This is a genomic window from Streptomyces sp. NBC_01471, from assembly GCF_041438865.1.
GTDB lineage: Bacteria > Actinomycetota > Actinomycetes > Streptomycetales > Streptomycetaceae > Streptomyces.
In genome coordinates this window covers 1-18,372 of record NZ_CP109452.1, presented here as the reverse complement: position 1 = coordinate 18,372, position 18,372 = coordinate 1, and the positions used below count along the sequence as shown (strand labels likewise).

18 protein-coding genes are annotated in these 18,372 nt (G+C 69.7%); 11 read left to right on the top strand and 7 right to left on the bottom strand.

Annotation, left to right across the window (positions count from 1 at the left end; translation table 11 throughout):
- Positions 1–121 precede the first annotated feature (121 nt).
- Genes OG285_RS38520 through OG285_RS38505 form a run of 4 tightly spaced genes read right to left on the bottom strand, consistent with a single transcriptional unit; the run spans position 122 to position 2,893 of the window.
- Positions 122–1,189: a hypothetical protein gene (locus tag OG285_RS38520; protein WP_371793777.1), complete on the bottom strand. Its 1,068-nt coding sequence runs from the start codon at positions 1,187–1,189 to the stop codon at positions 122–124.
- Complete coding sequence (locus tag OG285_RS38515) at positions 1,186–1,644, bottom strand: hypothetical protein (protein WP_371793776.1); 459 nt, start codon at positions 1,642–1,644, stop codon at positions 1,186–1,188. The genes OG285_RS38520 and OG285_RS38515 overlap by 4 nt, the downstream gene beginning before the upstream one ends.
- Positions 1,645–1,646: 2 nt before the next feature.
- The gene (locus OG285_RS38510) at positions 1,647–2,609 is read right to left on the bottom strand and encodes a hypothetical protein (protein ID WP_371793775.1); all 963 of its coding nucleotides are present in this window, start codon (positions 2,607–2,609) and stop codon (positions 1,647–1,649) included.
- On the bottom strand, positions 2,606–2,893 hold the full coding sequence (locus OG285_RS38505; protein WP_371793774.1) for a hypothetical protein: 288 nt from the start codon (positions 2,891–2,893) through the stop codon (positions 2,606–2,608). The genes OG285_RS38510 and OG285_RS38505 overlap by 4 nt, the downstream gene beginning before the upstream one ends.
- A gap of 291 nt (positions 2,894–3,184) precedes the next feature.
- Here OG285_RS38505 and OG285_RS38500 point away from each other — a divergent pair, with 291 nt between their 5' ends.
- From OG285_RS38500 to OG285_RS38475, 6 genes are all read left to right on the top strand, one after another.
- Positions 3,185–3,934 carry a GntR family transcriptional regulator gene (locus OG285_RS38500; protein ID WP_371793773.1) on the top strand — a complete coding sequence of 250 codons (750 nt, stop codon included), beginning with the start codon at positions 3,185–3,187 and terminating at the stop codon, positions 3,932–3,934.
- A 184-nt stretch (positions 3,935–4,118) separates the two neighbouring features.
- A complete protein-coding gene (locus OG285_RS38495) occupies positions 4,119–5,156 on the top strand; it encodes a hypothetical protein (protein ID WP_371793772.1) in 1,038 nt (345 codons plus the stop codon).
- 86 nt (positions 5,157–5,242) lie between these two features.
- The gene (gene dnaB, locus OG285_RS38490) at positions 5,243–6,625 is read left to right on the top strand and encodes a replicative DNA helicase (protein WP_371793771.1); all 1,383 of its coding nucleotides are present in this window, start codon (positions 5,243–5,245) and stop codon (positions 6,623–6,625) included.
- A gap of 745 nt (positions 6,626–7,370) precedes the next feature.
- On the top strand, positions 7,371–9,476 hold the full coding sequence (locus tag OG285_RS38485) for an ATP-binding protein (protein ID WP_371793770.1): 2,106 nt from the start codon (positions 7,371–7,373) through the stop codon (positions 9,474–9,476).
- 88 nt (positions 9,477–9,564) lie between these two features.
- Positions 9,565–10,008: an HIT family protein gene (locus tag OG285_RS38480; RefSeq protein WP_371793769.1), complete on the top strand. Its 444-nt coding sequence runs from the start codon at positions 9,565–9,567 to the stop codon at positions 10,006–10,008.
- Positions 10,005–10,499 carry a nucleoside 2-deoxyribosyltransferase domain-containing protein gene (locus tag OG285_RS38475; RefSeq protein ID WP_371793768.1) on the top strand — a complete coding sequence of 165 codons (495 nt, stop codon included), beginning with the start codon at positions 10,005–10,007 and terminating at the stop codon, positions 10,497–10,499. The genes OG285_RS38480 and OG285_RS38475 overlap by 4 nt, the downstream gene beginning before the upstream one ends.
- 209 nt (positions 10,500–10,708) lie before the next feature.
- On the opposite strand, the gene OG285_RS38470 is transcribed toward OG285_RS38475, so the two are convergent.
- Both OG285_RS38470 and OG285_RS38465 read right to left on the bottom strand, forming a co-directional pair.
- Positions 10,709–11,044 (bottom strand): hypothetical protein, encoded by a 336-nt coding sequence (locus OG285_RS38470; RefSeq protein WP_371793767.1) that lies wholly within the window; start codon positions 11,042–11,044, stop codon positions 10,709–10,711.
- On the bottom strand, positions 11,041–12,132 hold the full coding sequence (locus OG285_RS38465) for a hypothetical protein (protein WP_371793766.1): 1,092 nt from the start codon (positions 12,130–12,132) through the stop codon (positions 11,041–11,043). Before OG285_RS38465 ends, OG285_RS38470 begins: the two co-directional genes overlap by 4 nt.
- Positions 12,133–12,460: 328 nt before the next feature.
- On the opposite strand from OG285_RS38465, the gene OG285_RS38460 reads away from it, so the two are divergent.
- From OG285_RS38460 to OG285_RS38445, 4 genes are all read left to right on the top strand, one after another.
- Positions 12,461–13,276, top strand: a complete 816-nt coding sequence (locus OG285_RS38460; RefSeq protein WP_371793765.1) for a hypothetical protein — start codon at positions 12,461–12,463, stop codon at positions 13,274–13,276.
- 3 nt (positions 13,277–13,279) lie between these two features.
- Positions 13,280–13,780 carry a hypothetical protein gene (locus tag OG285_RS38455; RefSeq protein WP_371793764.1) on the top strand — a complete coding sequence of 167 codons (501 nt, stop codon included), beginning with the start codon at positions 13,280–13,282 and terminating at the stop codon, positions 13,778–13,780.
- A gap of 10 nt (positions 13,781–13,790) precedes the next feature.
- The gene (locus OG285_RS38450) at positions 13,791–15,866 is read left to right on the top strand and encodes a hypothetical protein (RefSeq protein ID WP_371793763.1); all 2,076 of its coding nucleotides are present in this window, start codon (positions 13,791–13,793) and stop codon (positions 15,864–15,866) included.
- 193 nt (positions 15,867–16,059) lie between these two features.
- A complete protein-coding gene (locus OG285_RS38445; RefSeq protein WP_371793762.1) occupies positions 16,060–16,368 on the top strand; it encodes a hypothetical protein in 309 nt (102 codons plus the stop codon).
- Positions 16,369–16,666: 298 nt separating this feature from the next.
- Here the strand turns inward: OG285_RS38445 and OG285_RS38440 are convergent, their stop codons facing one another.
- On the bottom strand, positions 16,667–16,873 hold the full coding sequence (locus OG285_RS38440; RefSeq protein ID WP_371793761.1) for a hypothetical protein: 207 nt from the start codon (positions 16,871–16,873) through the stop codon (positions 16,667–16,669).
- A 346-nt stretch (positions 16,874–17,219) separates the two neighbouring features.
- On the opposite strand from OG285_RS38440, the gene OG285_RS38435 reads away from it, so the two are divergent.
- Positions 17,220–17,516 carry a DUF6233 domain-containing protein gene (locus OG285_RS38435; RefSeq protein WP_371793760.1) on the top strand — a complete coding sequence of 99 codons (297 nt, stop codon included), beginning with the start codon at positions 17,220–17,222 and terminating at the stop codon, positions 17,514–17,516.
- The last annotated feature ends 856 nt before the right edge of the window (positions 17,517–18,372 follow it).

Here is an 18,372-nt window from a genome sequence, read left to right as displayed (position 1 = left end):
AACGGGCAACCTCCGGACCTCTCGGTCCGGCGGTCCGGGTGTCAGGACGGCCGATAGGCGGGCCGTCAGGGGGTGTTAGGCCGGGCGATAGAACCCCAGGTCACAGCGGCGATAGGCCGGTCTATCGGGCTTCTTGGACCCGCTCCTTGGAGAGGGTCAGGGGAGCGGCCGCGGACGGGTCCGGACGGCCCCCGGGGATGAGGCGCAGAGCGGCCGGTACAGGCACCTCGACGGGCACCTCGGCGGGGGTGCTGGCGGGCGCCTCGGCGGGGGTGTCCCCGACCGGCTGAGCGGGGGTCACAGCGACTCCCCCCGGGCGGGTCTGGAGCAGTGCTGTGGGGGTCGTCCCGAGAACCCCGGTCGCCGCATCCACCCGCAGCCCCACGCGGGTCACCGGCTTGCCCTCGATCCGCATGCCGAGCTTGTCCACGGTGGGGAGCCCGCAGGACTCTACCCACGCCCGGAAATCGCTCTGCTCGGTGTCCTCGGGGAGCAGGCCGGTCTCGGTCGCGGAGGCGAGGACGACGTCGAGGTGGACCCCGGCGCGCCGCGCGGACTCGGCGTCGGCCAGGGATTGCAGCACGTGCCACAGCAGGGCCGCCCCCCGGTCGGCCGTCTCAATGGGTGCGGCGTCGTCCTGGAGGTCGTCACCCTCGGCGTCGTCCTGACCGTCCTCGGCGGGCTGCTGAGGGGGAGGAGCGACCATCCAGGCCGCGATCATCCACCCGGCTCCCCCCACGGAAATGATCACCGGCTTCCAGGTGGTGAGCAGCCCCAGGTACGGGGAGAGCAGCACGCCCGCGCTTCCGGCCGCACCGGCCGCCAGGAGCCCGCCCAGGGCGAAATACGCGAGCGCCTCGCCCAACGGGCGCCGGACCGGTGCCACCGGAGGGGCCGTCACCTCCGCCTGCTCCTGGTCCTGGTCGCCGCCACCGGCCTTGGCCTTGGCCGCCTTGGCCTTGGCCTGCGCGGCGGCGGTGGCCTCAGCGTCCGTACTGGCCTGGGCCCACGCCCACCGCAGGACCCGCCCGGCGCACCCGCACACCGCACCCGCGAGGACGACGGACCCGGACAGCAGGGCGGACACCGCGCCCCGGGCGTTCAGCACCGCCCGGATCTCTCCCACCACGCCCACACGCGCGTCCGTGCCCGTGTCCGTGTCCGTGCTCGCCTCGGTCGCCGCGCTCACAGCGCACCGATCATCTGCGCGAGCTTGAGAACGAGGTTCACGCCGATCCCCCAGATCCCGCCCGCCTGGCCGTAGATCACGCTCGCTGAAATCCCCAGCAGAGCGGGCCAGATCAGCTTTTTCCATTTCGGGCAGAACGCCAGGATCGTGAGGGCGAGGGCGACTCCGCCGAGGCCGATGTTGCCCATGCCGGATCCCTGGATCAGGGACGTGGGCACCTCCGAGATGCCCCTGACCACGTCGCCCCACAGGTTCCCGGCCGCGACCGCCAGCGTCCCGAACGCGATGCCCGCCCCGGCCGCCTTGTCCCTGTTGAGCCGGACCCGGTCCGAGCCGCGCAGCCCGAGCAGCAGGAGCAGCCCGGACGCGAGAGTGAGCCCGGACATCCCGACCGACCCGAGAATCGGACCGCCCGCGAGAGCGACGTCAGTAGCGGCAAGAAGATTGATGCTCATGCTCACAGCAGGGCTCCGGGGGCGTAGAGGAGAGACGAGAGAACGACGGTCGCGAGCGGGATCCGCGCGACGAACCGCAAGGGGCGGATCCAGGCAGCGCACCGGCGCTCCGCCAGCCACCAGCAGGCAGCGCCCGCCGCTCCCGCGATCAGCAGCGGTGCGAAGAACTGCGGCCAGGGGTGCAGGGCGGCCATGCCGTCCGTCAGGAGCGGGCGGGTCCCCTGTCCCCACAGCCCCGCGGTGCCTGCGGCGACCGGCCGGACCACCAGCCCTGCCCAGCCGGGCAGGCCCCGGAGGTACCCGGCGGCCTTCCAGCCCGCGTACACGGCCCCGGCCGTGACGGCCATGACGCCGAGCGGGACCACAGATTCCATGGCCCGGCCCATGAGATCGGCCCCGGCCATCGGGTCACCCGTGACCGACCAGATCGCCAGGTGGCCGGCCCCGGCCGCACCACCGTTGTAGAACAGCCACCGCCACCGCCCCTCTGCGACCGGAGCAGCCTCCGCCGGAGCTGCGGGAACAAACCCCGGAGCTCCGGCGGCCGGAGCCGCCACGACCACCGGACCGGGGCCGGCCACCGGACCGGGGCCACGAGACGCGGGCTTCGACCACCACGGCGCCGACGCCCCAGCAGCATCCCCGCTCTCGGACTCCGGCTCCGACTCCGGCTCGGGCTCCTGGTCCTCGGGCTCCGGCTCGACCGGTACGTCCACCGGCACCGGCGGACGTACCGGTACCGAGGGCTTGAGCCGCTCCGCGATCCGCGGCCCCACCGGGTTGTACTCCACATCCGTCACCGTGCTCCGCCGCACCGGTTCCACCGGATCAGCAGGGGTAGGCACCGGAACGGGGGCAACAACCGGGGCCGGGGCGGGGGCAACAACCGGGGCCGGGGCGGCGGGAGTGTCGCCCTGGAGGACGTCGTCAATCGACGCGAGGAGATCGGTCACGCTGTCACTCACCGACCCCACCCCCACCGGCGGATCGCCGAAATCATCAGCGCACGCACCCGCAACTCATCCGCGCCCAGGGCCACCACCGCGGTGAACCCCGACGGCAGCCGCGACGGCAACACCCGCTGCTCCCGCGCCTCCCACCCGGGACCCACCGGCAACACCGTCCGCGTCACCACGACCCGCTGCTCCGGCTCCGGCCCCCGGGCGTTGTTCTCCCGCTCCTGGCGGTCCACCTCCTCCGCCAGCCCCGCCCGCAACACGCGGACCACCTGCTCAGTCACAATCGACACGTCGGCTCCCTCTCTGCCCTAAACCCGTGGATTGGCCCGACAGCGGTCCGAGCGTTAGCCCGGACCACCGCCCGGCCGGTGTTGGAGCACCGGCCGGGCGTCTGCATTTACGCAGGTCAGCGCCGTGACGTTTCCAGCCCCCGCTTGGCAGGCCGTGCCGTCTCCATCAAGGTAGACCACCAGGCGCCCCGAGCGCTACTAGTAGCGCTATAAGTCCGCGTGGTTTAGCCTCAGGCGTGGAGTGCTGCACTCGAAGGGAGATGCAGAGCGAGGCATAAGGGAGGAGCCGGTATGCCCGAGTCCATCGGATACGCGGAAATCGCGGCGCACTACCGTCAGCAGATCCAGGACGGAACGCTCAGGCCGGGCGACACAATGCCGTCACTGCGGCAGGTCTGTGAACATTTCGGCGTGGCAAACACGACCGCAAATCGCGCGTACCGCGTGCTCAAGCTTGAGGGGCTGACCCTCCCCAAAGCCGGAGTCGGAACTGTCGTCGCCGGACCTATCAGCAACAACATTGCGGCCCGGGTCCGCCTGCACGAGTCCACCGGTACGGCCCTCGGCGGCGGCGAGACCTCTCGAATCGTGGAGGTCGGGACGGTCGGGGCGGATGAGTTGGTTGCCCCGCGTCTTGACGTGGCACCAGGAACTCCGGTCCACGTACGCCGCCGCCTCGTCAGCCGGCACGGCATTCCGGTGCACGTCAGCAGTAGCTACTACCCCGCCTACGTGATCGCGGTGACGCCGGAACTGGCCGAACCGGTCTCAACCGGCGGGTCCCGGGAATTGGCGGCAGAGCGGCTGGGAGTCGCCCAGGATCACGTGCTGGAAGAAGTCACGTCGCGGCTCGCGACAGAGTCAGAAAAGACGGCCCTTGGCCTCACCACCGGAGACGTGGTTGTGACTCAGGTAGTCCGCACGGTCCACCTGGCAGACGGGCGCGTGGTGGAAGTGGCCGTAAAAATCGCCGGCGGAGCGACCATCCTCCGATGGGCCACACGTCTAACCCCGCAGACAGCACAGGGGAATGCTGAATAAGCCGCGGCAACGCAACAGGCCCCGCCGATGGCGGGGCCCGCACGTCCACCGGGTCGCCACCCGGATGGAGAAGCCACTCTCGATCCACCAGAACGGAGGTGCGCTCACCTATGAGCGTACGTGCACAACAGGACAGCAGGCCAGAGGGCCACGACAGCATGGTGGCGGCCGGGGCGGGAGCGGTATGAGCGCCCCGACCCGTAAGGGCTTCTCCGGGCGGATCGAGCGGGGGCCGATGGCTGCCGACGTGCTCCGCCGGGACTTCGCCACGATTTACAACCGCGCGCTGCGGGACAAGCGGCTGTCGAGGCGAGCGCGGGGGCTGCTGGCGGAGATCCTGACGCATCAGGACGGCTTCGGAGTCTCCATGGCATCGCTACTGGCGAACGGGCCGGAGAAGGAGCACGCGCTGACCAGCGCGCTGCACGAGCTGGAGCGCTACGGCTACCTCCACCGGGAGCGCGTGCGCAACGAGCTGGGGCAGCTCGGTGACACCGTCTTCCAGATCACAGACATGCCGGACGGGCTGCTGATCGGCGCGCAGGCGCCGTGGAAGGCCCCGGAGGAAAACCCCAGGTCAGAGCCAGACCCGGAAAATCCAGGTCTGGAAGCTGGCGAAGAAAACCCCAGGTCAGAGCCAGACTGTGATTTTCCTAGCCAGGCTGACCCTAGTCAGGGAAATCCGGCGCATAAGAAAACCAATTCCTCCTGCGGAGCAGAAGACCATCTCTCTCCCACCAGTCACACAGGCGACGGGTCGGAGTCGGGAGGAGGGAGAGAGACGGCTGCGCCGGAGGGCAACCCCCATCCGGCTGCTGCTGAGGTGCCCGCTCCGCGTGAGGGGCAGGACGGCGACGGGGAGGGCTCAGAGGTTCTGTCGATGCTGCTGGGCCTGCCGGGCCGGATGCACCAAGACGATGGGCTGGATCTGCTGCCGCTGGCCGTTGCCGCGGTGGCGGCAGGATGGACTGTGGCCGGGTTGCGGGAGTACCTGGCGCGCCGGTGCGACCCGGAGCGTGTCTTCGACGTGGCGGCGATCTACCGCAGGCACCTGAAGCGGCTGCCGCAGGCTCCCGCGGCAGGTGTGGGAAGTCACCGGGCGGCGGCTGCGCCGGAGTGCGGCAAGTGCAACGGGTCCGGCCTCGCCGAGGACCCGGAGACGTTCTTGCCGGTCGGTCCGTGCGAGTGCCGCCGTGCGCCCGCCATCGCGGCCGCGTCCTGACTGCCTGACCCTCCCCGCGCAACAGCAGCGGCCGGTAACCCTGCCCGGCCCGGCCGCTGCCCGAATCTCGTGAACGGAGATCCACCATGAGCGTAGCCATTCCCGCCCCCGCCAAGTCCGGCGAGGGACTCGACCCCCACGGCTTCGAGCGCGTCCCGCCGCAGGAGCTGGAAGCCGAGCAGTCCGTACTGGGCGGCATGCTGCTGTCGAAGGACGCGATCGGCGACGTCGCCGAGATCCTCCAGGGCCCAGATTTCTACCGGCCGGCGCACGAGACGGTGTACCGGGCGATCCTCGACGTCCACGCGAAGGGCGAGCCCGCCGACCCCATCACGGTGGCCGCCCACCTGACCAAGACCGGCGAGCTGGTCAAGATCGGCGGTGCCCCGTACCTGCACACGCTGGTCCAGCAGGTGCCCACCGCGGCGAACGCCGAGCACTACGCCGAGATCGTCTACGAGGCATCCGTCGCGCGGAACCTGGTCACGGCGGGTGCGGACATCGCGGCTGGCGGCTACGCCCGCGACGGTTCCGCCGATGAGCTTGTCGAGCGCGCGCAGGAACGCCTCTACGGCGTCGTGCGACAGCGTGGTGACGACTCGCTGCTGGACGCCTCACACGGCCTGGACGCAACGTTCGACGCCATCGAGGCGGCGGGGAAGCGCAAGCCCGGCGAACTGACCGGCGTGCCGACCGGGTTCACCGATCTGGACAGCCTGACCCTGGGGCTCCAGCCCGGCCAGTTGGTCCTGATCGCCGGGCGCCCGGCCATGGGCAAGTCCACGCTGGGCCTCGATATCGCTCGGGCCGCGAGTCTCAAGCACAAGCTCCACAGCGCGTTTTTCTCCCTGGAGATGAGCCGCCTCGAACTCCACATGCGGCTGTTGTCCGCAGAGGGACCCGTCGGCCTGCACCACATCCGCTCCGGCCAGCTCGACGACGCGGCCTGGGCGCGCCTGGCCAAAGCCAAGACCACGGTCGACGGCGGGAACCTGCTGCTGGACGACTCCCCGGAACTGACCGCCATCTCGATCCGGACCAAGGCCCGTCGGCTCAAGCAGCGCGGGAAGCTCGACCTGGTCGTCATCGACTACCTCCAGCTGCTCCAGTACGGAGGCGGCCGCCGACCCGAGTCACGCCAGCAGGAAGTCTCCGACATCTCCCGCCAGCTCAAACTCATGGCCAAAGAGCTCCAGGTGCCCGTCGTCGCGCTCTCCCAGCTCAACCGCGGACCTGAGCAGCGCACCGACAAGAAGCCGCAGGTATCCGACCTGCGCGAGTCCGGATCGCTGGAACAGGACGCCGACATGGTGATCCTGCTCCACCGCGAGGACCAGTACGAGAAGGAGTCACCGCGTGCGGGGGAAGCCGACTTCATCGTCGGCAAGCACCGCAACGGGCCCACCGCGACCATCACCACCGCGTTCCAGGGCCACTACTCGCGCTTCGTGGACATGGCGCACACCTGATATCACCTTGTAGGTTCTCAAATCGCGTGTCATTTTCTCAGCCGCCGTGTCATCTGGATGGCATTTATGACACCCCCGTGAGTGCAGCGCAGGTCAGAGACTCGCCGCTTCGGGCGGATCAGCCCGGAGCGGCGAGAAAATGACACGGAGCTGAGACTCCACCAGATGACATGGCGTGAGACGCCCGAGGAACACCCAGTTCAGAGGCCCGGCAGATGACACGGGCCGCGAGAACCTACACCATGTGGGATCTCAAATCCCGTGTCGGAATCTCACGACCAATGTCGGATCGACATCGGATACGACACCGGCCGTGAGACCGCCCAGGTCAGAGGACCGGCGGCCCGAGCCCCTCCGCGCGGACCTTCGAGGATCCGACACGGTCGTGAGACTCCAGCGTCCGACACGTCGTGAGACTGCGGATGAAGCCGCAGGTCATGGCGGCGGCATCCGACACGAGCGGCGAGAACCTACACGATGTAAGTGCCTCCGTAGAGCGCCTGTGCTCCGCTCTGAGCACCCCACGACCGCCCCCGGCCTCCCAGGTCGGGGGCGGTCGCGTTTGGCCTGGAGATCGCCGTACAGCGCCTCTTGCGAGTTGTGGTCAGGGTTGACCATGGTCCTGACCAGCGTGGTCAGGACCATCTCGGCAGCAGCCTGGCGGACAGTATGGATCAGCGAAGTCCCGCGGCTGCGGCACTAGATTGAACGCCTGACCAGGGGCAGTTGTTCTAGGGGGTAGGCCGTGGATGCCGGTGGCGAGAACGAGATTCGGCCGGGACGGTCCGCGCGGCCGCCCGCATTCCCCCCGGTGCCCTCCGTGCCCCCGCAGGTTTCGGGTGTGCCGCCGCGCCCAGACGGGGCCGGTTTCCTGGCGTGGCTGCGTGCTCCCCGGCCGGAGACGGCACTGGGGATATGGCGGCTGGGGCACCGGCCGCGCGCGGTCACGGAGCCGGAGTTGGTACCCACTCAGCAGCTCATGGTCGGGGCGCTGCTCGCGGTGCTGTGCGGGTGGCTGGCGTGGTCGGCGCTGTGGAACGGCTACCTCGGCGGGTGGTGGCTGGTCCCGCTGGAACTGTTGCTGCCTGACTCCTGGCTGCACAGCGGCAGCGAGGCCGTGACCGTCATCGTCTACTACGGCTACTACGCCGTGATCGCTGGCGGGCTCCTGGCTGCGGTGATCCGGATGGGCCGCTGGCCCGAGGTATGGCGGCGCTACGTCACCCCGCGTATCGCCCGCCCCGCACCGCTGCCGGAGGCGCCGCCCCCGGCCGAGGATCCGGCGGCATGGCCGCAGGTGCGCGCTGCCGGAGCTCCGGACGCCGCGGACCGGCTTGCCGCTGATGCTCGGCTCGGGCTGATGCGCGACGTCGACCACGTGCGGATCGAGCGTGCGTGGCAGTCCGTGCGCTCCGGTCGGCACGTCTTCGCCGATTTCACCCGCGCCGTCCTCGCGGACGGCGCCGCCGCCTGCGCGCATCCCTCCGGCGCGCGTGACCTGACCGCCCGCAGCGCACACCACGACCTGATCACCTCTCAGGTACGCCTGGGCACCGCGGCCGACGACGACCGCAACCCGTACCGGTACCGGGCCGCAGGCCTCGCGGTCGGGCCGGAACTGCTCGGTACCTCCCTGCTCGTCGTCGGTCCCGCCGGGTCCGGGAAAACCCGTCAGGTGGTGTGGCCGGTGGCGGAGTCGCTGTGCCTGCAAGCCCTCGCCGGGCGAGCGGCCGTCGTGGTGGTGGGCGCAGCCGGCGCCGGGCTCGGACGGGCCGAGGACTACGACGTCGTCGTGCGGATCGGCCACCCGGACTCGGCTTTCGACCTCGACCTGTACGGCGGCACGCACGATCCGGATGAGGCGGCGGCGGTCCTCGCTGAGGCGCTTGTCGGTGACCTCGCGGACCCGCACCCGGGCAGTGGGAGCCGCCGTGCGGCAACCGTGCTGGGCCAGCTCCTCGGGCCCTTCCACGCGGTGCATGGGCGGTTCCCGTCCGTGCCGGAGCTGCGGGATCTCCTGGAGGGCTCGACTGCCGCGCTCGGCGCGCTGCGCGCCGCCCTGGCCGAGGCCGGTGAGGAGATGATGCTGCGGGAGCTCGACGCCCGCGAACGCCAGGCGGGCGCACCCGGTGATGCGGCCGGGCCCCTCGCCGACCGTATCGCCCTCCTCGACCGCCCCCTGTTCGCGAAGTTTTTCGACGTCACGGGTGCGGGCCGGCCGTTCTCGCTCCGCGCGCTGGACCACCCGGTCCGGGTCCGGATCGATCTGCCGGAGCGCGGCCACGCCGACGCGTCCCACATCCTCGCCCGCCTGGTCCTGGCCCAGTTTCAGGCGAGCGTCGCCCTGCGCGCGGACCGCAGCGTGTTCGCCGCTCTCGTCATGGACGACGCGTCGATGACGATCAACCCGGAAGCCGTACGCGGCCTTCAGCAGTTGCGCTCGGCGAACGCGGGGGCGGTGCTGGCTCTGCGCGGCCTCGATGGCGTCGCGGCCCCGCTGCGCGGTCCGCTGCTCGGTGCGGTCGGCTGTCGCGTGGCGTTGTCCGGCCTCACCCCGTGGGACGGAAAGCAGTTCGCTGAGGCGTGGGGCAAGGAATGGATCGAGACCACGGACACCACCGACCGGCAGATCATCGCCGAGACAGCGGGCGGTAAGGCCATCCACATTTTGCGGCGCGCGATCACCGGAAAAGCCCCACAGCAGCACTCGGTGACCACACGGAAGGTAGAGCGCGAGCGGTGGTCCGCCTCCGAACTCGCCCACTCGGTGCCACCCGGCCACGCGGTGCTCTCCCTGACGTCACTGAGCGGTGAGCACACGCCCCCGCTCCTGGTGGACCTGCGCAGCTAGGCCCGTTTTCAGAGAGGCAACAGGCAACTTCAGGGAGGCAACAGGCAACTGCTACCGCCGCACCCGCAGGCCCGGAATTGTGGTTCGCATGCAGACCACATACCCGGATGGGGGCGGCTCCGTAGCCGCTGTCATCGGCTCACGTGAGGCCTCCCGGGGCCCCATGACGCACTGCGCTTTCTGTGAGATCGCCACCGGGCAGGCGCCCGCGACCATCCTGCGCGAATGGGATGATGCGCTCGCCATCCGGCCGCGCGGCGGCGTCAATGACGGGCACACGCTCGTCATCCCGCGCACCCATGTCGCGGACGCCATCGAGGACCCGGACGTCACCGCCGACGCCGTACGCCGCGCCGCGCAGTACGCGGCCGAGATCGGCGGTGCCGAACTGAACCTCATCACCAGCGTCGGGCCGAACGCCACGCAGACGGTGTTCCACCTGCACTGGCACATCGTTCCGCGGGTCAGGGCCGACGGTCTGCCGCTCCCGTGGACGCCGCAGCAGGCCGCCCGGAAGGCAGCCGCCCGGTGAGCGGCAGCGTGCGCATCGTGTGGGCGCGCGAGACCCTGCCCGCCGCTGGACCCTCAGTTTTTCTCGCCGGACCGACACCCCGCCTCGGTGGGGACGTCGAGTCGTGGCGCCCCTCCGCCGTCAAGGAGCTCGCCGCACAGTGGACCGGCAAGCAACCGCTCACCGTACTGACGCCCGAGTCCCGAGGCGGCAAGCGCGCCAAGCACTACGACGACCAGGTCGAGTGGGAGACGGACGCCCGCGCGCACGCGGGTGCTGTCCTGTTCTGGATCCCCCGCGACCTCGTCGCACTGCCGGGGTTCACGACGAATGTCGAATTCGGACTGGACGCCCCCACGGGCCGCGCCGTCCTCGGCTGCCCGCCCGACTGCCCGAGCCCGGAGCGCAACAGGTACCTGATCTACGTCGCCGGGAGGTTCGGCGTACCGGTGTGCACCACCCTGACCGGCACAGCGGCTGCGGCCCTCGCTCTGGTATCCGTCAAGGGCTGACACCAGCGTCGGCTGTGGTCGGTACCACCGCCGCCCGGGGCCGCCAGGTGCCTCCCGGAGCCGTGAACAACCGCTGCTCGAAGTCGTGAACAAAGCCACACTCAGCTACCGAGTACGTACGCCCCAGAGCTCAGAAACGCCGGAGCCCCGGGACCACTGGTCCCGGGGCTCAGATGCTGTACGCGCAGCAGCAGCAAGCGCCGCCAGCCCTACTTCGGCGTGAGTGCGGCGGGCGGGGTCTTCCCGTCCGCGGACCAGCCCGCGGCCACATTGAGCGCGGCGTCGCGTTCCTCGATCTCCTCATCCAGCAGGTACAACTGGCCGAACGGGTCGGGCTCCTCGACCTGGTGCCCCAAGGCCTTGCGCCGGAGGCGGTGACGGCGCAGCTCCTGGACATAGCCCTTGCAGGAACGCGGGTCGTGCTGGCTGGTGGGCCAGGCGGAGGCCTGCGCGCACCACACGCAGTGGACGGGGCGGTTGACCCGCCGCCAGGCGGCGCCGGCGAGCAGCGTGAGGACCGAGCCGAGCACGACGCCGAGCATCATTTTTTGCCTCCGTCCTTGGGCTTGGGCGTGCGCTGTGAGTGGGCGCTCATGCCCCCTGCGACCGAGTTCGGCGCTTTCTGCGACCCCGAGTTGGTGCGGCCGCCACCGTCACCGCCACCGCCGCGGTTGCTGTGGGTCTGGATGCCGCGCATCACTCCCGTGGTCGCGGACGCGCCACCGGTGATGGCCCGTGCGGCAGTGCCGGAGGTACGGGCCACCGCACGGGCGATCTGGATGCCGTCGCCGAAGGCGGGGACTTTCGAGACCAGGGCGACGGAGACGCCGAGCGCGATGACAGTGACGCCGAGACCGGTGATCACGGGGCCGTGCTCGCCGGTGCTCTCCATGACGGCCGCCAGGCCGAGGATGATCACCACGATGGGCTCGATGAGGATCAGCATGACCATGCCGCCGGCCCACTTGCGGACCTTGCCCCACAGGTCCTTGTCGACGAGCCCGCTGTAGACGACGACGCCGAGCAGCGCGCCGACGTACAGGGCGAGCGCGCGCATGACGAGCAGCAGCCACAGGGCGCCGCACAGCGCGATCGTCAGGAGTGAGGCGAGGATCAGGATGATCGGCCCGCCGCCGATCTTGTCGTCAGTCAGGTTCGAGCCCAGGGTGGCGAACAGCCCGCCGGGCTTTCCGCCGATCGCGGATACCAGCACGTCGGTGACGGCCGAGACGGCGCCAATCAGCGTGTAGAGAATCAGCGGGGTGAATGCCGTGGCGGCCACGGCCAGCCACAGCAGACTGACGGCCTCGCTGATCGCGGTGGTAAGCGGCACACCGCGAATCGCGCGCTTCGCGACGGCCAGGAGCCACAGCACCAGGACCAGGATCGTGGAGGCGGCGAAGACTACCGCGTACTGACGCAGGAACCCCCCGTTTGTGATGTCGACGGAGTTCCGGTTGGCGATGAGATGGCCGAGCTGGGTGGCGGTCCAGTTGGCCGCCTTGGCTACCGAGTGCGCGAAACCGGTGAGCGGGTCAACGGACTCCGGCAGCTTCCCGCCGCCGGAGCCGCCGCCCTTGCAGAGATCTTTGGACGGGCCCGCGACGGAGTCGCAGGGATCAACGAGCAGCATCGGGCCTCCGCGCGGCGTGTTCCGGGTGCGTGTGCACGGTCGGGTGTCCCCCCTTGGTGGTTACGGTCCGATGCCCAGTGGGCGGCGGTCTGTCACCGGATCATCATGCCTCCCCAGCCGCTCAATCCGCGTGCTGTTGCGCGCCCCCATGAAGGGACCTGACATCCCTTCATTTCCGCACGGAGCGGGAGTTGGTCACGCAACCGGCTGTGTTCCTACGCCCTGTGAGGTTTAACTTGCTACAAGTGATCGATGTGACGCGTGATGTGGCGCCTGGTCTGCGGGTTCTCGGGGGACCCGCAGAAGCCGCCCGTGGAGGGACAGTTGGATGACGGACAGAGAGGCTGACGCCGGTACGGGCCCCGGCCCGGTGAGCCAACCACTGCCGCCCGAAGTCCCGGCGCCCCGCCCGGAATCCGCCCCGGCCCTCGACCCCGAGCAGCCGGCCCCGGCCCCGGCCCCGGCCGCGGACACCGATCCCGCCCCGGATACCGGTACTGCCGCACCGGCACAGGACTGGTGGCGCACGCCGCCGCCTCCCGATGACGCCGACCAGCCGTCGCCGGGCGCGCCTGGCCCCGACTCGGACGGCCCGGGGCAGGGGCGCTGGGAGGGTGTGCGCGAGGAGTGGCGCGACACCTGGGCGACCCACGGCCAGGACGGTGTGCAGGCGGCGCACGAGATCGGCGCGCAGATCGGCGAAGCGGTCGCAGCGCATCTGCCGGACCCGCACGCAGCCGCCGACCGGCGCGGCCTCGATATCCGCTGGCTGCTCCTGAAATACAACATCCCGGGCATCGCTATCGCGTTGCTGGTGACGTGGGGCGGCCACAGTGCCGCATACCGCATGACGCAGTCAGTCGCGCATGAAGGTGCGTTCGCTCCGCTGGGCTGGGTGCTCATGGGCGGTCTCGTCCTGGGCGCTTTCATGATGCTGCCTATCGGGAGCTGGCTGGGCACGGCGTTCGCGGGACTCGTCTCCACGATGGTCCGAGGACTGTCGACTCTCATTGCACGTGCCTGGAGTACCCCGTACATCGGCTATCTGCTGCGCCTGGCGGTAGCGGTCGCGGTGTGGAGTTTCGTCATTGCTGTCGTGCGCCTGCTCGGGCGCATGGTGATTCATTTCCTGACAGGAGCCTGATTCATGAATACCGCAGGAGCAGCCGCCGGGGGTATCGGCGCGGTCGCTCTGGGCCTCGTCGTTCTCTTTTACCAAATCGGCCGCTGGCGAGGCGGTGACCCGACACCAAAAATGCATTTTTTCGGGGGAGTTGCTCTGGCGGCCCTGCTTTTCCTGGGCGGCGGAATTCTCGGCACGATGGGCGGCGCGGCCGCGGCCTTGGGTGACGGAGTCGGTACGTACGCACTGGAAAACGCGACCGGTGCCGTAGCTGGGGCCAGCCACCGGGCCGCGATGACCGGCGGCGAGAAAATCGGCGTGAGCGGCTCCATCGTCGGGCTGTGCCTGCTGGCCCTCTACGCGGGACTGATCAAGTCCGGCCGGGCCGACCTCAAGCAGCCGGTGATCCGCGGGGCGCTGGTCGGAGTGTGGCTAGGCGCGTCCGCAGGATTGATCGGGATGGCCCTGGGCCTGATCCGGACGTCCGGCAACACGGTCGGCGACATCCTTTTGCACAGCATCTGAGAGTGGGCACGTGGTGAGCGGGGAGCAGCGGGACGGCCTGGCGGCGGGGATGCGGCATCTGCGCGCGGAGTGGGGCCGGTGGTGGCGCACCGAAGATCTGACGGACACACACATCGCCCACCGGGTCCTGAATGACCAGTACCGCACCTGGCAGCGCCAGAGGCAGCGGAATTCTGCCGAGGTCCAGCAGAACATCAGCTTGCTGAAAGACCAGCAGAAGCAGCAGACGTTCGCGCAGATGCAGCAGATGCAGATGCAGCGCACCGGCCGCGGGCGGTTCTACGGCGGGAGCTACGGCGCTTCCCCGATGATCTCCTACCGGATGATGCAGTGGGCCAGCCTGCAAATGCGCATGGGCCAGGCGGAGTTCCGCCACCTGGAGGTCACTCCGAGCATGCTGGCGATCGGGTACGGGCACGTCCGCTCCCGCCGTCACCTCGCGGCCGCCTGCTGGCTGCTGGGCCTCGCGGCCGCGTGGGTGGCCCTGTGGGTGCTCTCCGCTCTCGCCGGGCTCCTGGTCACCGTGGCGGCCGCCACGGTGTTCACCGTCGTGGCGTGGGCCAAGGGCCGCAACCCGGTGCCCCGCCGGCCGCCGGTCCAGAAACTGCTGTTCGTCCCGCCGGCACCGCCCGCGCACACCGAGCTGGCCGACCCGGACCCGGAGCCGTTCCCGATCCGGGAGGCGGGCACCAACCCCCGGGTGGCCCGCGAGGCCGTACGCCTGGCCTTGAAAAAAGAGGGCGCGAAAGTTTCCGAGGTTGGCGTACCGGAGTCCACGGCCTACGGCTGGCGAGTCCCGCTGGTGCTGGAGTCAGGCACGGCCGCCCATCTCGTCGGGACCCTCAAATTCATGGCAACAACCCTGCGGGTGGGGGAGTCCCGGGTCCTTGCCCAGCGCGCCAACCCGGACGACGCGGCCATGATGAACCTCCGGGTGCTCACCCGCGACCCGTTCGCCGACCCGCTGCCCTACCCGGAGCGCCCGCCGCTCTCCTGCACCATCACCAACCCCGTCAGCCTCGGGCTGTCCCTGGAGGGTGAGACCACGCCCGTGGTGCTGGGCGGACAGCACGTGATCATCGTGGCGGACACGGGCGGCGGAAAGACGGCCATGACGCAGGCGATCGCCGAGTACGTCACCGCCTGCCACGACGCCGTCGTGGTCGACATTGATCCGGCGAAACGCGGGCTCAAGGCGCTGGCCCCCATGGCCGTCAAGACCGCGCGCACCCCCCAGGAAGCCGAAGCGGTTCTCGAATCGCTGCTCGCACGGTCCAGGGCCCGCATCGCCTCGATGCCCGCGACACAAAACACCTGGCTGCCCACCGGGACCGGACCCGCCATCATCGTGGTCGTGGACGAGTTCCCGAAGCTGAGCGCCCGGGGCAAGCAACTGGCGGTGGATCTGCTGCGGGAAGGGCGGGAAGCGATGATCACCCTGGTGATCATCACGCAGGACGCGACCAAGGACGTCCTGGGCGACGCCATCGCCGATGTGCCCGGGGTCCGGATCATGATGCCCTGCCGGGCCGCGGACGTCCCGCTGGTCGTGGGGCAGGCCGACGCGATCTCACGCGGCTGGCTGCCCCACCACCTGGTCCCCAGCCCCGAACCCGGGTTCCCGGCCGACGCCGGACACTTCTATGCCATCACCCCACGACACCGCGAACCGATGCTTCGCTACGTCTCACTGCTCGCCCCAGAGGAAGCTGCCCGCCGTACGACGGAGCGCATCGCAGCCGGCCTCCCCACCCTCGATCCAGCCCCCACCGCCGCGCCCGCAGCCGGCGCCACGCCCGCAGCCAGCGCAGCACCCGAGATCGCCCGGCTGCTGCTCGACGCGTTCGCCACGCACGGTGATCCCGAAGTGCTGACCATCGCGCAGCTCGCCGACTGTCTCGTCAAGGCGAACCCGGCCGTGTGGGGCAAGTGGGACGGCAAGCCGAACCGGCGGATCATGGTCGGCCGCACTATCCGGGCCCAGCTGAAGGCGGCCAAGCTCGACATCCCCTCGGGCCGTCTCGAAACCGACCCCCAACGCCCCACGGTGTACCGGCTGGCCGACATCCAAGGCGCCCTGTCGTGATGTGTCGCCGACGTGTCAGTGTCCTGTCCTGGTGCGTCGGCGACGTGCCCGGACGTGGCGCCCGACGTGCCCGATGTGGCACTCGCGTGCTCGGCGATGCGTCGATGCGTCAGCCGTCGACACATCACAACCACGTGGTGACCTGCGACGACGCATCAGACACATCAATTCGACACCCCCGCCTGGAGAGCCGATGGCCCCGCACAATCCAGCACAGCACCCGAAAATCGCGGCCGACGCACTCAACCGCATGGTCCAGGACGTCAGGACCGGGCGGGCGGAGTGGGCCCACCCCCACACCGTCCGCCAGGCCGTGGACGACCTCACCCGGCTGTCCGACGCAATGGCCACCGCCGTACAGCAGATGACAGCCGCGCTCGCCCAGCTCGGTCACGGATCACTGCCCCACCAGAGACAGAGCGCCGCCGCGCTCCACATGGCCGGACAGGCGGCCACGACCGCAGCAGCACAACTTCGGCTGGCTCGCCGTGGCATGCACTGAACGTCACCCCGAAACAGGAAGTGTGCGGGCTCGTTGACCTGGTATGACAATTGAGCCGCTGCCCCCCGAGGGCACGTCACTGGCAGATCTGCACGACCAGCTCGCTCAGGTCCTGGACGCGGTCCCCGCGATGGGGCGCACGCGCGTGATGCTGGGGCCCCTCCCGTGGTCCGGGGAAATGACGGATGAGACGCCCGGCCTCGTCGTCCTACTACCGGGCTGAGCGAGGGCTCAAAGGCCCGTGGTAAGCGTCGTGGTAAGCCCATCCGGACGGGCTTACCACGGGTCCGGGGCCGTTTCACGGCCGTGGTTGATCGGGTCCGAGCACGCCTCGGTCGCGGAGCTCCTGGAGATCCTCCGTCCCGCCCGGCCGGTACAGCGGCGCGGCCGCGACATCCGCCTCGGCCGCACGGACACGCGGCGCCGCAGCGCTCGTGCTGATGTCGGACGGCAGGGCGGCAGAGGCCTGGGGACCGTGGCCCAAAGGCCGGCGCGTGGTGGTCATGCCGGTGATCGTACGGAGCACCACCCCTCCCCACGGACTGTGTACTGCGCACTGCACGGCGGACCGCGCTGCGCACTGCGCTACAGGCTGCGTCACTGCCCGTAGCGAAGACACATCACCCCAGCTCAGAGCAGGCCGGGCCTGCGGGCGCTGCGCGCAGCTCTTCTTCTCAGGGTCGCCGCGCCGGGGGCACGGCTCCGCGTATGCGGGATGCGCATACGCGGTGGGTTGTCAGTGGTGGCGCTTAGGCTCCGGACCTGTGGCAAAGCAGAAGCCTGACTCTGAGCTCTCCGCAGTAGAGCGTTTGCAGATGCTGCAATTTCACCTCCGGTGTCAGCTCCGGGAGGTGGCGCGGACCCGTGAGTGGATCGAGATCGAGGAGCGCCGGGTCCAGGAGGAGCGGCACCGGCAGGAGCGTGCCGCTCAGCCGCCCCCGGAGTGGGTCGCGCAGAACGGTGTCGGCTCGGGCCCGCCGACGATCCACACGACGCTCGGGGACTCGGCGAACACGTGCTGGGACGCGGAGGTGGACTATGCCCGGGTGCGGCCGATCACCCGGGAGCAGGCACGGCGCGCGCTCACCGAGGAGGGCGCGCAGGCATGTATCCAGTGCCGCCCGGACACGGTGCTCGGACTGCCGTGATCGGGCGAGGCCCGGTTCGCCGGACATGAAGCTGCTAGTACTACGTCGTTCCCGCCTCGGGCGGGCGCGGCGGGATCATTCCGTTGAGCAGTGCGCGGGTTATCCGTAAGTGAGAATGATTCACACGCAATTTTAATTCGGATCAGGAAAAAGGGCCCCGCTATAAAGGGCGGGGCCCCTTTTCATGCGCGTTTACCAGTCACGTTCGGGGCCGCAATTAAGAGCGCTTTTCGCATCGGCGGCGAGCACCCATTCTTCGCGTTCGGGGCCGCCTATCAATACCAAGCGTCCTCGCGAAGGGCAGGACAGCCGCAAGCACATGTACAACCCCCACCGCATGACGGGCATTCATCGCAGCAGAAGTGCTTGCAGCAGACGCTACACGGATATGCTCCGCAATCCTCACACTGATATTGGGTCTCGATTTCGTAGAATTCACTTGCCGTCATGAGGGTTTCTTCCTTTCAGAAGGGGTCAGATTGGTGTAGACCGGTTGACTGTTGGTCAGGCGGGGTGTGTGGCGCCCGGGTTGGGGCTGGCCGGGGGCGGGGTGCCTTGACGTGGTGTCAGGGATGAGCGCATACTGTAACGGAAGCGGCCGGGGGATGGGAAGCCGCGGGGGACTGGCATCGAGGACCAGGGCCACGGAGGCAAGGCCGGGGGACACCCTCTGACCAGCACAAACAGACGGACGGCCACCCTCTCCCGTAGCCAGCCAAGGTCAGGCCGGAGGCCGGACCGATGGGCCGAAGGCCCAGCATCGTCACCGAAGGTGATGATGCCTCAGGGCGCCGAAGGCGACCAAGGGGGCGGAGCTCCCGGCATCCTTGACGGCCCGTAGGGTCCGTCGCGTCGT

Bases quoted from the DNA above. Each gene is read 5' to 3' on its own strand.
- OG285_RS38455 (WP_371793764.1), top strand. From the start codon at position 13,280: ATGAATACCGCAGGAGCAGCCGCCGGGGGTATCGGCGCGGTCGCTCTG.
- OG285_RS38465 (WP_371793766.1), bottom strand. From the start codon at position 12,132: ATGCTGCTCGTTGATCCCTGCGACTCCGTCGCGGGCCCGTCCAAAGAT.
- OG285_RS38440 (WP_371793761.1), bottom strand. From the start codon at position 16,873: ATGACCACCACGCGCCGGCCTTTGGGCCACGGTCCCCAGGCCTCTGCC.
- dnaB (WP_371793771.1), top strand. From the start codon at position 5,243: ATGAGCGTAGCCATTCCCGCCCCCGCCAAGTCCGGCGAGGGACTCGAC.
- OG285_RS38460 (WP_371793765.1), top strand. From the start codon at position 12,461: ATGACGGACAGAGAGGCTGACGCCGGTACGGGCCCCGGCCCGGTGAGC.
- OG285_RS38480 (WP_371793769.1), top strand. From the start codon at position 9,565: ATGCAGACCACATACCCGGATGGGGGCGGCTCCGTAGCCGCTGTCATC.
- OG285_RS38445 (WP_371793762.1), top strand. From the start codon at position 16,060: ATGGCCCCGCACAATCCAGCACAGCACCCGAAAATCGCGGCCGACGCA.
- OG285_RS38500 (WP_371793773.1), top strand. From the start codon at position 3,185: ATGCCCGAGTCCATCGGATACGCGGAAATCGCGGCGCACTACCGTCAG.
- OG285_RS38470 (WP_371793767.1), bottom strand. From the start codon at position 11,044: ATGATGCTCGGCGTCGTGCTCGGCTCGGTCCTCACGCTGCTCGCCGGC.
- OG285_RS38515 (WP_371793776.1), bottom strand. From the start codon at position 1,644: ATGAGCATCAATCTTCTTGCCGCTACTGACGTCGCTCTCGCGGGCGGT.
- OG285_RS38495 (WP_371793772.1), top strand. From the start codon at position 4,119: ATGAGCGCCCCGACCCGTAAGGGCTTCTCCGGGCGGATCGAGCGGGGG.